Here is a 10,997-nt window from a genome sequence, read left to right on the forward strand (position 1 = left end):
CGTGACGGCGTCGCCGCCGTGGCGCTCCCGCCGGCTCCCTCATGCGGCGACGAGCTTGCGCTCGCGTCCCAGCGCCAGCGCCGTCAGCGGCAGGCCGGCGAGAATCGCGCCGAGCACGATGAGCAGGATGCCGCCGATCGTGGCGATCGTGGCGACCACGCTCCAGCCCCACACGCTCAGCAGCAGGCCGCGCAGCGTCTCGCCCTGGAACAGGGTGGCCTTCTGGGCGGCGAGCTTCTGGTCGTCGGGCGCGGCGAGCGCCTTCGTGCTGACCTGGGCGTAGGTCTGGCCGCCGGCGACCTCCTGAAGGTGGCGGTTGATGAACTTGTCGGCGTAGGCCTTGGCCTTGGCGCCGTTGTCCACCGTCTGGCCGGCGTACTGCTTGAGGTCGGGGAACAGGCCCTGGGCCTGGTTCTGGGGGAACGTGATCTTCTGGGGCGCCAGCTGGTCGCGGACGACCGCGCAGGCGTAGCTGCCGCCGACGACGGCCAGGACGCCGGCCGCCACCATGCCGAGCGCGAGGCCCACGGCGATGGGCGTGAGGGTGGTGATGCGGGTGAGGAAGGAGCGCATGGCCCGAAGCTATGCACTCTCCGCGCGCCGATCAGCCGTAGCGCCCCGCGTGGCCGCGGCGGGGAACCACCCCCGGGCCCTCCGGCGCATCTGTGGCAGTCCGCACAGACGCTGCCCGCAAGTACGGAGACGCCGGTTGGCCGTCGCGCCCACCGGGCACACCCCGGGCTCCCCCCGCGCCGGCCCAGCGCCCGCGGATCCTCCGCCAGCGAACCCACAGGACGTCCCATGAACGCCGCCCAGCAGAAGGTCGTGCAGTACCTCCAGGAGGCCCACGCCAGCGAGCAGGCCCTCACCCGCGTGCTCCAGTCGCAGATCGCGATGACGCCGCGCGGCACCTACCGCACGGGCCTGGAGACCCACCTCCAGGAGACCCGCTCGCACGCCGGTCGCGTCGCCTGGCGCCTGGACGAGCTCGGCCACGGCTCCAACCCCCTGGCCGCGATCGTCGGCTTCGCCGAGACCGTCGTCGGGCAGGCCCTCGCTCTCGGCAAGACCCCGCTCGACCTCGTCCGCGGCTCCGGTGGTGACGAGAAGGTCCTCAAGAACGCCAAGGACGCCTGCGCCACCGAGGCGCTGGAGATCGCGACCTACACCGCCCTCGAGCGCCTGGCCCGCGCCGTCGGCGACGACGACACGGCCGACCTCGCCGCGTCGATCCTGGCTGACGAGCAGCGGATGCTCGAGCGCGTCCTGCGCGAGATCCCCAAGCTGACCGACGCCGTCGTCGGCGCCGACGTCCGCGGCGACCGCTCCTTCGACGTCATGACCACGGGCGCGGCCGACACCGTCCGCGACGCCGCCAAGGCCACCGAGGACGCGGCCCGCAAGGCGACCGCCGCCACCAAGCGCACGGCGCGCAAGGCCCGCAAGGTCCCCGGCGTGGCGCAGGCCGAGGGCCGCGTCAAGGGCGCCGTCGCCTCCGAGGGTGACCTGGCGATCCCGCGCTACGACGAGCTGACCGCCGAGGACATCGCCGGCCGCCTGCCGGCGCTGTCGCAGATCGACCTCGCCAAGATCGACGCCTACGAGCGGCGCAACCAGCGGCGCACGACGGTCCTGGGCCGCATCACCGCGCTGCGCGGCGACGAGCCGTGGGCCGGCTACGACGAGCTCAACGTCGCCGAGGTGCAGGCCGTCCTCGCCGAGGGTGACGCCGATCGCGCGGGCAAGGTCCGCGCCTACGAGCGCTCCCACAAGCAGCGCGCCGGCGTCCTGAAGGTCGCCGACCGCGAGCACAGCGCCGCCGCCTGACCCCGGCGCCGGCACGTCCTCGGACCCGGCCGGCTAGCGCCGGTCGGGCAGGACGAGGCCCAGCACGCCGTTGACGGCGCTGACCACGATCGCGGCCAGCGCGCCCCACCAGAACGTCCGGATGTCGAACGCGGGCACGATCCAGTCCGTGACGTACAGCATCAGGACGTTGATGAGGAGGTAGGCGACCCCGAGCGTCACGATGATGAACGGGATCGACAGCAGCGCCACCGCGGGCTTGACCCACGCGTTGACGACGGTGAAGACGGCGGCCGCGACGAACAGCGTCCACCAGCGGTCCCCGTAGGTCACGCCGGACAGCAGCCACGCGGCCACGAAGAGCGCCGCGACGTTGGAGGCCCAGCGGATGGCGATGGCGCGGGCGATGGGCGTGATGGTAGTCGCCCGGCCGCGGTCGCCGCCGCCGTGTCAGCGCGGGCGCTAGGAGGCCTGCAGCACGGCGTGGCTGGTGACCGCGCGCGCGATGACGCGGTCGCCCTGGGTGATCTCGGCCTCGGCCGAGCAGATGCTGCGCCCGGCGCTGACGCACCGCCCGCGGCAGGAGAGCGTGGCGCCGGTCGCCGCGGCGCGCACGTACTGGATGCTCATCTGGACGTGCGGTGCCCCGATGCCTGGCGGGAGGTGCGCCTGGACGGCCCAGCCGGTGGTCGTGTCCAGCAGCGCGCTGAGGAAGCCGCCGTGCACGATGCCGATGCGGTTGCCGTGCTCGGGCCCCGGGTCGGCCTCCACCGTGGCGCCGTCGCGGTCGGCATGCAGGATCCGGAAGCCGAGCAGGCCCGCGAACGGGCCCGGCCCGAAGCGGGGGTCGTCGTCGTCGGCCATCTCGGTGCCGGGCATCTTCGCACAGGGCGGGCGGTGGCCCGGGCGCCGGGGGAGGGGTCCCGGGCTCGCGCTACACGGCGTACAGATAGGTGTAGCCGGCGGTGCTGCCGGTCTCGCCCCACTCCTTCAGGCAGTACCGGCACACGCCGGCGCTGCCGTTGGGAACGTCGATCGTGCACGGCGGGCGGCCCTGGACGATCTCGGTCGGCACGCGCAGGCCGCGCAGTGGCCCGTCGTGCAGCAGGGCGGTGAACGCGGGACCCTCGGGGGCGGGCATCGCGGCGGGCGCTGAGCGGGACCGCCGCGCGAGTCGCTGCATCATGGTCATCTGGGCACCGTGGTCCTGGCTGGAATGGTGGGCCTTGGTCACCCTGCGCCCCGGATCGCTGCCGGCCCAAGGTACTCCCTCTGGCGCCCGGCCCGCACCACCGGCCGGCCTCGGAGGCCCACGGGATGAGCCGGTGTCCGGCGGGGCCGGGCTCAGAGGACGACGGTGTGACCGGCGCCGGAGGCCCGGGCGCGGCGGTCGACGAGCGCGGCGGCCGCGGCGTCCTCCACGGCGTGGCCCGTGGACTTGTAGACGGTGAGCGCGGCGGCGTCGGCGCGGCCGGGACGCGTGCCCGCGAGCACCTCGCCGATCTCGGTGACCGCCTCGGGATCGAGGCCCTGCAGCTCGTGGGCGCCCGCCGGGGGCGCGTGCTCGGCGGCGCCGCGCCACTCGGCGAAGACCTGCGCGGCGGCGACGGTGGCGGCGTCGAGCTCGGGCCCGAAGGTCCCGCCGACCGAGCTGACGTGGGTGCCGGGGGCCAGCCACGCCGCGTCGAGGATCGGCGCGCGGGCGTCGGTGCAGCAGCACACGATGTCGGCGCCGCGGACGGCCGCCTCGAACGTGGCGACGCTGCGCGCGGCCGGGTGGGCCGCCGCGAGCGCGTCGGCGTGCGCGGCGGTGCGCGAGGCGACGCGGATGTCGGATAACCCGCGGATCCGCGTGAACGCCTCGAGGTGCGACCGGCCCTGGACGCCCGCGCCGAGGATGGCCAGCACGCTTGCGTCGGGCCGGGCGAGCGCGTCGGCCGCCACGGCGGCGGCGGCGCCCGTGCGCACGGCGGTGATGTGGGTGCCGTCCATCAGCGTCTGCAGCGTGCCGGTCTCCTCGTCGAAGACGGCGATGAGGGCCTGGTGGGAGGGCAGCCCGCGCTCGTGGTTGGCGGGGAAGACGCTGACGAGCTTGGTGGCCAGCGCGACGCCGGCCAGCGCGACGGGCATCGCGGCGAGCAGGCCCTGCGCGGCGCTCGCTCCGACGCGCGGCGGGACCGACGCGCGCCCGGCGCTCAGCGCCCGGAGGGCGTCGGCGAGCGCAGGGAGGAGCTCGTCGAGGTCCAGCAGCGCGGCGACCTCGGCCTGGCCGAGGATGAGGACGTCGGTCATCGCGCCAGCTTCTCACGGGCGGTGAGCGGCGCATCCCGAGACCGGATATCTCCTTCCAGGACCTCGGTCCAGGACGCTGTGCCGCCCAGCGTGAAACCAGCGCCACCGGGCGGGCTCTGGCACGCTGGCGCCATGCCCACCGCACTCGTCATCGGCGCTCGCAACCTCGGCTTCTCGGTCATCGCGCGATTGCTGGCCGACGGCTGGGACGTCACCGGCGGGGCACGCTCGGCGCCGACGCTGGAGCGCGTGCGCGGGCGGGGGCCCACGCGTTGGAGGTCGACGTCACGGACCAGGCCTCCGTCGCGGGGGCGCTCCGCGAGGTCGCCGAGCGCCATGGGCGCGTCGACCTGGTGGTCAACGCCGCATCGCCCTACGGCGGCAGCCGCTCGGGCCCGTTCGGCGGCGGGCCGCTCGCCGAGGCGGGCCCCTCGGGCTTCGAGGACTGGTCGGCGATGCCGGTGCGCGGGGCCTTCGCGTTCCTCAGCGCGTCGGCGCGCTTCCTGGCCGACCAGGGCGGGGAGGCGACCGTCGTGCAGGTCACGGGCGGGTCGTCGCGGCGCGCGATGGCCGGGCGCGGCCTGTGGGCCGCGGGCGCCTTCGGCGTGCGCGCGCTCACGCAGGCCGCGGCGCTCGAGCTGCGCGCGCAGGGCATCCACGTCGCGCTGCTCGTCGTCGACGCGGTCATCGACCGCTCGGGCGGCGACGACGCGGGCAGCGCCGACCCCGCCAGCCTGGCCGACGCCGTCGCCTACCTGGCGGGGCAGAGCCCGCGCGCGATGACGCACGAGCTGCAGGTCACGCCCGCGCTGGACCAGTGGGTGCCGTGACGCCGGCGGCCGCGTCGATCTCGGTGCCCACGAGCGACAGAACGTCGACGTCCAGCCGCTCGCCGCGCAGCACGTAGCTCGAGCGCAGCGTCCCCTCGTGCGTGAAGCCCAGCCGCTGCGCCAGGCGCCGCGAGCGGACGTTGGCCGTCGCCGACCGCCACTCCAGGCGCCGCGCCCCGAGCTCGTCGCGGGCCAGGCGCAGCAGGGCGCGGCAGACCGCGGCGGCCACGCCCCGTCCCTCGGCGCCCGTCGTCATCCAGATCCCCAGCTCCATGTTGGCCTGCGCGGCGTCGTGGTGGAACAGCACGCCGCCGCCCGCCAGCCGCCCCTCCAGCCAGGCGCCCGCGGCGACGACGCGCCCGTCCTCGGCGTGCTCGTAGGGGCGCAGCCAGTCCGCGGCGCCCGCCGCGTCGGCGGTCCGCGCCGGCCAGGGCAGGTAGGCGCCGAGGTGCTCGAGGTCCGCCTCGACGTGCGCGGCAAAGGCCTCGGCGTCGGCCGTGGTCAGGCGGCGCAGCACGGCGCCGCCGGGAAGCGCGATGGGTTCGGCGAGCAGCGGCGCGGCCCCCCGTCAGCCCGGCGCGGTGCTCACGTCGCGGTCCACTCGCGGTCGAACCAGCGCCTGATCCGGCTCGAGCCGAACTCGGCCTTGTGCGCGACGTACTCCGCCGACGGCCCGCGCAGCTCGCCCGTGCGCCGGTCGCCGAAGAACGTGATGTCCACGGTGGCGATCCGGTCGTCGCCGAACTCGATGTAGCAGACGCCGCGCCCGGCGTACTCGGCCGACGGCTCGTCGCCCCGGATCCGTGCGGCGAGGCGATCGGCCACGACCGCCGCATGGCCCTCGGCGAACGTCCCGGCCCGTGGCGTCCCGACCGCCGCGACGTCCCCGACCGCGTACACCCCGGGGAACGCGGTCTCGAGCGTCAGGGGGTCGACGGGGATCCAGCCGTTCTCGGTCAGTCCCGACTCGACGACGACCGCCGGCGCCCGGTGCACCGGCACGCCGAGGAAGAGGTCGAACGGCATCTCGGCGCCGTCGCGCAGCGTCGCCACGCCGCGCGCCGGGTCCAGCGCGCAGACCTCGCGCCGGGGGTGCCAGGCGATGCCGCGCTCCTCGAACGCCGCCAGGAGCACGTCGGAGGCCTCCGGAGACGGCGGGATGGGGCGCGGGAAGTCGACGACGAGCGAGATCGTGCTGCGCCCGCGCAGCCCCCGCCGCACGAGCTGGTCGTGCAGCAGCAGCGCCGTCTCGCTCGGGGCGGGCGGGCACTTGTACGGCGTCGAGAGGACCCCGATGAGCACGTCGCCGCCCTCGAAGCCCGCGAGCACGTCGCGCGCGGAGAACGCGCCGTCCACGGTGTAGAACTCGTGGCCCGCCTCGGCCAGCCCGGGCGTCGCGGCGATGTCGAGATCGGCGCCGAGCCCGACCACCAGGACGTCGCCCTCGAACGGGCCCGCGTCGGTCTCCACGCGCCGGGCCGCCGGGTCGATGGAGCGCACCGTGGCCTGGACGAACCGCACCCCCGGCTTGGCGATCTCGTCGTAGCGGTGGCGCACCCACGGGGGCTCGGTGCGGCCGAACATGACGTCCAGCTTGGAGAAGCCGAACACGAACGCGTCGTGCTGGTCGATGAGGACGATGTCGACGGCGTCGCCGAACTCCGCCGACAGCCTGGCCGTCAGCTCCAGCCCTCCGAACCCGCCCCCGAGCACGACGACTCTCATGGGGCGACCATAACCCGGATGCTAGGGTCGCCGCCATGAGCAGCGTGCAGAGCCTCGGGCATCTGCTCGAGCGCCACGCCCACGAGCGTGGCCGCGACGACGCGATCGTCGCGCTCACGGCCGCCGGGCGGCGCGCCATCACCCACGCCGAGCTCTTCGACCAGGGCTCGCGGCTCGCGGGATGGCTGGCCGGGCCGGGCGGGGTGGCCCGCGGGGAGCGCGTCGCGGTCCTGGTGACCAACGCGGACGCGTGCGCGTTCTTCACCGTGCTCGCCGCCTGCTACATCGGCGGGTTCGTCAGCGTCCCGGTCAACGCGCGGCTCGCGCCGCCCGAGATGGCCTACCAGCTGCGGCACTCGGGCGCCGTCGTGCTCGTCACGACGCCGGAGTTCGCCGGCGCCGTCACGGCCATCGCCGACGGCCTGCCCGCGCTGCGGTCGATCCTCGCCGTCGGCGGCTCGGCCTCCTGGCCGCGGCCCTCCGCCGGCCTGGCCGACGCCGTCGGCGCCGGCGAGCCGATGGTCCCGCGCTGCTCGCCCGGTGACGTGAGCGACATCCTGTACACGTCGGGCACGACCGGCACCCCGAAGGGCGCGACGTTCACCCACGAGGCGGGCATCGCCCACGGCCGGGTGTGGTGCGGGACGATCGACTTCGGGGCGCAGCGCTCGCTCATGCTCGCCTCGCCGGTCTACACGAGCACGGGGTCGCGCTCGTTCTTCCTGCCGGCGCTGCTGACGGGCATGACCCTCCTGTTCGAGGAGCGCTTCGACCCGGCGTCGTGGGCCGAGCACGTCGCCACCGAGCGCCCGGACTACTACCTCGGCGTGCCCGCGATGTACGCGCTGATCATGGCCGCGCGTGATGCGGCCCAGGCGCCCCCGATGCACGACGGCCCGGACCTGCTGTGGGGCGCGGCGCCGATGCCCGGGCCCCTGGCGCGCCGGCTGGTCGACGCGTTCCCCGGGGCCGAGCTGTGGAACGTGTACGGGCTGACCGAGAGCGGCCCTGCGCCCGGCCGACGGGATGGGCCGGCTGGACTCGGTCGGGCGGCCGATGGCCGAGTGCGACGTGCGCGTCGTCGACGACGACGGGCGCCCGCTGCCGGCCGGCGCCGAGGGCGAGATCGCGATCCTCACGCCGTCCCGGATGCTCGGCTACTTCGACAACCCCGAGGCCACGCGCCGCACGATCGACGACGACGGCTGGCTGCGCACCGGGGACGTCGGGCGCATCGACGAGGACGGCTTCCTGCACGTGCTGGACCGGATGAACGACGTGATCATCCGGGGCGGCTTCAACGTCTACCCGGCCGAGGTCGAGGCGGCGCTCATCGCGCACCCGCGCGTGGTCGACGTCGCCGTCGTCGGAGCGCCCCACGCCGTGCTCGGCGAGGGCGTCGTGGCGTTCGTGGTCCTCGGTGACGGCGCCGGGATCGACGAGGACGAGCTGGTCCGCTTCTGCCGTGAGCGCGTCGCCGACTACAAGTGCCCGCGCGAGATCCGCTTCGTCGCCGAGCTGCCGCGCAACGCCATGGGCAAGGTGCTGCGCCGGACGCTGCGCGAGGAGCTCGTCGGCGAGGCGGCCTGAGCCGCGGCGCCTGGCTCGCCCGGGGGACGATGTGCGCGCGCCGCCGTGACCGCGCCGGGCACCACGGCGCGTCGTGCCGGTGACGCGTGGGACGCGGCGAGCGCACGATGAGCCATCATCACCTCGGCGTGATCCGGTTCCTGCTCGCGGCCGGGCTCTCGTTCCTGCTGGGACCTGGCGCTGGCGGCCGTGGCGCGCGACTGACCGGGCGCGGCGCGGTGCCCACCGTCCCGGCGATGCGGTATCCAGGACGCATGAGCGAGATCAAGCGCCTCGACTTCCTCGGGATCCCGCGCAGGACGCCGACCGGGCGCGCGGGTTCTACCGCGACGTGCTCGGCCTGCGGCCCGACGACCACGCCGAGTACGAGGTCTGGGCGGGGGAGACCTGCCTGGGCATCTGGGAGCCGGCCAGGGTCGGCATGCGGTTCGTCGCGCAGAAGGGCAACCCGCTGCCGCTCGGCGTCGAGGACGTCGCCGCGGCCCGGGCCGCCCTGGAGGCCCGGGGCGTGACGTTCTTCGGCGAGACGATGGACACCGGCGTGTGCCACATGGCGTTCTTCGCCGACACGGAGGGCAACGACCTCATGTTGCACCACCGCTACGCGCCCTACGCCTGACGCCGGAAGGCCCGCCGAGGGCGGGCCTTCCGCGTGCCTCCGTCCGGTGACCGGTTTTTAGGTCACCGTGAGGTCGGTGTGCATGCCGCCCGTGTAGTGGCCGGGCAGGTTGCAGATGATGGAGTAGTGGCCGGGCTTGAGGTTGAGCGTGACGGACTTGGTCGCGCCGACCGGCAGGTCGCCGATCTCGCCGACGTGCCCGGCCTCGCTGGCCTTGCCGCCGGCCATCGGGAGGCCGGACGCCGGCTGGGAGGTCCTCAGGATCACGTACTCGTGGGCGACCGAGCCGTTGTTGGTGACCTTGAACGTCACCTTGCCGGCCGCGACCTTGGCGACCGAGTCGGTGATCCTCATCTCGGTGAGGCTCGCGGTCACCTCGTGGCCGGGCGGCGCCGCCGCGGACGACGACGCGCCGCCTGCGGCGGCACCGGCGGCCGCGGGCGTGGTGGCGACGACGGTCTTGGTCGTGGTGCCGGTGCTGCGCGTCACCGCGAAGAGCGACGCGACCAGGGCGATCACGCCGAGCAGCACGCCGGCGACCGAGAACCCGTACATCCAGTTGCGGGTCTCCTCGCGCTCGCGGCGTCGTTGCTCGGCGTCGTGGGCCAGGAGGCGATCGAGCTCGTCCTCGGCCACGACGTGCGGCGCGGGGTTGGCGGAGTGGGTGTCGATGGAGCGGGGGGGATTGGGGTCGAACGAGGTCATGGGGGAGCTCCTCGTGGCGGTTGCCCGCGGTTCGGAGGTCGGGGACCCTGGAGTGTTCCGTGGTCGCCGCAAAGCCCCGGGAGGGGCGACACCAAGCTTTGGCAAAGGACCGCCGGGCCCTTGACAGGCAGCCGAGCGCCTGCGTATATTATGCAGCAAGATGGCTGCATATCCTTCCCTCGACGACGCGTTCCGCGCGCTGGCCGACCCGAGCCGGCGCCTGCTGCTCGACCGCCTGAACGCCCGCGGCGGCCAGACCCTGGGCGAGCTGTGCTCGTGCCTGGACATGGCCCGGCAGTCGGTGAGCAAGCACCTCGCGGTGCTGGAGGCGGCCAACCTCGTCACGACCGTCCGCCGCGGACGGGAGAAGCTGCACTACCTCAACGCGGCGCCCATCGAGGAGATCGCCGGGCGCTGGATCAGCCAGTACGACCGCGGCCCGGTCCGCGCGCTCGCCGACCTCAAGACCACCCTGGAGGACAGCACCATGGCCAGGCCATCGTTCGTCTACACGACGTTCATCCGCACCACCCCCGAGCGCCTCTGGCAGGGGCTCACCGATCCGGCGTTCACGCGGCGTTACTGGAACATCGCCTTCGAGACCGACTGGAGGGCAGGCTCGCCGATGACCTGGCAGCAGCGCGACGTCAGCATCGCCGACGACGCGCAGCGCGTGATCGAGTCCGACCCCTACACCCGCCTCTCCTACACCTGGCACAGCTTCACGCCGGAGTGGGCGCAGACCGTCGACATCGAGGAGGAGCGGCGCGCGCGCCTGGCCTCCGAGCGGCGCTCGAAGGTCACCTTCGAGATCGAGGCCGTCGACGACGAGCAGGTCCGGCTCACCGTCGTCCACGACGACCTCGAGCCCGGCGGCCTGCTCGGCGACCTGATCTCCGGCGGCTGGCCGCGCGTGGTCGCCAACCTCAAGACGCTGCTGGAGACCGGCGAGCCGCTCCCCGAGATGCGGGTCGCGGCGAGCTCCGCCTAGGAGGGGACCTCGTCCAGCCGCAGCCGGTTGATGTGCAGGCGCCTGATGCGCCACGCCCCGTCGGGCGCCTGCTCGAAGTCGTCGTCGTAGATCCCGTAGATCCGGACCATGTTGCCGGGCCCCAGCTCGCCGTAGTACTCGTAGGTCCACAGGGCGTGGGCGGTGGACTCGGTCGGGAACGTGATGTCCGGCATGTGCCCGTGGTGCAGGCTCAGCCCGTCCTTCAGCGCGTCGCGCCAGAAGGCGACGATGTTCTCGCGGCCGTCGATGGTCGTCTCGACCGGACCGTCGCCGGCCCCGACGGTGAAGTGGCAGTCCTCGGTGAACACGTCGCCCCACTCGTCCCAGCGCTTCTCGTCCATGAGCCGGAAGTAGCGGTGCTTGACGCGACCGATCTCCTCGATGTTGCAGAGCCGCTGCAGCTGGTCCACGGGGCGAG

Annotated in this window: 14 protein-coding genes and 1 pseudogene; 6 read left to right on the top strand and 9 right to left on the bottom strand. The window is 74.3% G+C overall.

Annotation, left to right across the window (positions count from 1 at the left end; translation table 11 throughout):
* Positions 1–39: 39 nt before the first annotated feature.
* Positions 40–573 (bottom strand): hypothetical protein, encoded by a 534-nt coding sequence (locus FSW04_RS06350; RefSeq protein ID WP_146917483.1) that lies wholly within the window; start codon positions 571–573, stop codon positions 40–42.
* Between the two features lie 228 nt (positions 574–801).
* Between FSW04_RS06350 and FSW04_RS06355 the strand changes: the two genes are divergently transcribed.
* A complete protein-coding gene (locus FSW04_RS06355) occupies positions 802–1,827 on the top strand; it encodes a YciE/YciF ferroxidase family protein (RefSeq protein ID WP_146917485.1) in 1,026 nt (341 codons plus the stop codon).
* 33 nt (positions 1,828–1,860) lie between these two features.
* Here the strand turns inward: FSW04_RS06355 and FSW04_RS06360 are convergent, their stop codons facing one another.
* From FSW04_RS06360 to FSW04_RS06375, 4 genes are all read right to left on the bottom strand, one after another.
* Positions 1,861–2,163 carry a phage holin family protein gene (locus FSW04_RS06360; protein WP_187369296.1) on the bottom strand — a complete coding sequence of 101 codons (303 nt, stop codon included), beginning with the start codon at positions 2,161–2,163 and terminating at the stop codon, positions 1,861–1,863.
* Between the two features lie 105 nt (positions 2,164–2,268).
* Complete coding sequence (locus FSW04_RS06365; protein WP_146917489.1) at positions 2,269–2,685, bottom strand: PaaI family thioesterase; 417 nt, start codon at positions 2,683–2,685, stop codon at positions 2,269–2,271.
* A 55-nt stretch (positions 2,686–2,740) separates the two neighbouring features.
* A complete protein-coding gene (locus FSW04_RS06370) occupies positions 2,741–2,947 on the bottom strand; it encodes a hypothetical protein (protein WP_146917491.1) in 207 nt (68 codons plus the stop codon).
* 203 nt (positions 2,948–3,150) lie between these two features.
* Entirely contained in the window at positions 3,151–4,098 is a 948-nt protein-coding gene (locus FSW04_RS06375; RefSeq protein WP_146917493.1) for an ornithine cyclodeaminase family protein, read from the bottom strand.
* 272 nt (positions 4,099–4,370) lie between these two features.
* On the opposite strand from FSW04_RS06375, the gene FSW04_RS06380 reads away from it, so the two are divergent.
* Positions 4,371–4,928, top strand: a complete 558-nt coding sequence (locus tag FSW04_RS06380; protein WP_187369297.1) for an SDR family oxidoreductase — start codon at positions 4,371–4,373, stop codon at positions 4,926–4,928.
* Here the strand turns inward: FSW04_RS06380 and FSW04_RS06385 are convergent.
* Together FSW04_RS06385 and FSW04_RS06390 are read right to left on the bottom strand one after the other, a co-directional pair.
* Complete coding sequence (locus FSW04_RS06385; RefSeq protein WP_187369298.1) at positions 4,897–5,445, bottom strand: GNAT family N-acetyltransferase; 549 nt, start codon at positions 5,443–5,445, stop codon at positions 4,897–4,899. The genes FSW04_RS06380 and FSW04_RS06385 overlap by 32 nt on opposite strands.
* 68 nt (positions 5,446–5,513) lie before the next feature.
* Entirely contained in the window at positions 5,514–6,653 is a 1,140-nt protein-coding gene (locus FSW04_RS06390; protein ID WP_146917499.1) for an NAD(P)/FAD-dependent oxidoreductase, read from the bottom strand.
* A 35-nt stretch (positions 6,654–6,688) separates the two neighbouring features.
* Here FSW04_RS06390 and FSW04_RS28325 point away from each other — a divergent pair.
* The 3 genes and pseudogenes from FSW04_RS28325 to FSW04_RS06405 form a co-directional block, all read left to right on the top strand.
* Positions 6,689–7,606, top strand: a pseudogene (locus FSW04_RS28325) (AMP-binding protein); the annotation flags it as partial.
* Between the two features lie 73 nt (positions 7,607–7,679).
* On the top strand, positions 7,680–8,243 hold the full coding sequence (locus FSW04_RS27775; RefSeq protein WP_146917501.1) for a class I adenylate-forming enzyme family protein: 564 nt from the start codon (positions 7,680–7,682) through the stop codon (positions 8,241–8,243).
* A gap of 331 nt (positions 8,244–8,574) precedes the next feature.
* Positions 8,575–8,862 carry a glyoxalase/bleomycin resistance/dioxygenase family protein gene (locus tag FSW04_RS06405; protein ID WP_187369299.1) on the top strand — a complete coding sequence of 96 codons (288 nt, stop codon included), beginning with the start codon at positions 8,575–8,577 and terminating at the stop codon, positions 8,860–8,862.
* Between the two features lie 57 nt (positions 8,863–8,919).
* Here the strand turns inward: FSW04_RS06405 and FSW04_RS06410 are convergent, their stop codons facing one another.
* Positions 8,920–9,567, bottom strand: coding sequence for a hypothetical protein (locus FSW04_RS06410; RefSeq protein ID WP_146917503.1), 648 nt, complete (start codon positions 9,565–9,567; stop codon positions 8,920–8,922).
* A gap of 160 nt (positions 9,568–9,727) precedes the next feature.
* On the opposite strand from FSW04_RS06410, the gene FSW04_RS06415 reads away from it, so the two are divergent.
* Entirely contained in the window at positions 9,728–10,558 is an 831-nt protein-coding gene (locus FSW04_RS06415) for an ArsR/SmtB family transcription factor (RefSeq protein WP_146917506.1), read from the top strand.
* Here the strand turns inward: FSW04_RS06415 and FSW04_RS06420 are convergent.
* Entirely contained in the window at positions 10,555–10,989 is a 435-nt protein-coding gene (locus FSW04_RS06420) for a nuclear transport factor 2 family protein (RefSeq protein ID WP_146917508.1), read from the bottom strand. The genes FSW04_RS06415 and FSW04_RS06420 overlap by 4 nt on opposite strands.
* Between the last annotated feature and the right edge of the window lie 8 nt (positions 10,990–10,997).

It is taken from the genome of Baekduia soli (assembly GCF_007970665.1).
Taxonomy (GTDB): Bacteria; Actinomycetota; Thermoleophilia; order Solirubrobacterales; family Solirubrobacteraceae; genus Baekduia; species Baekduia soli.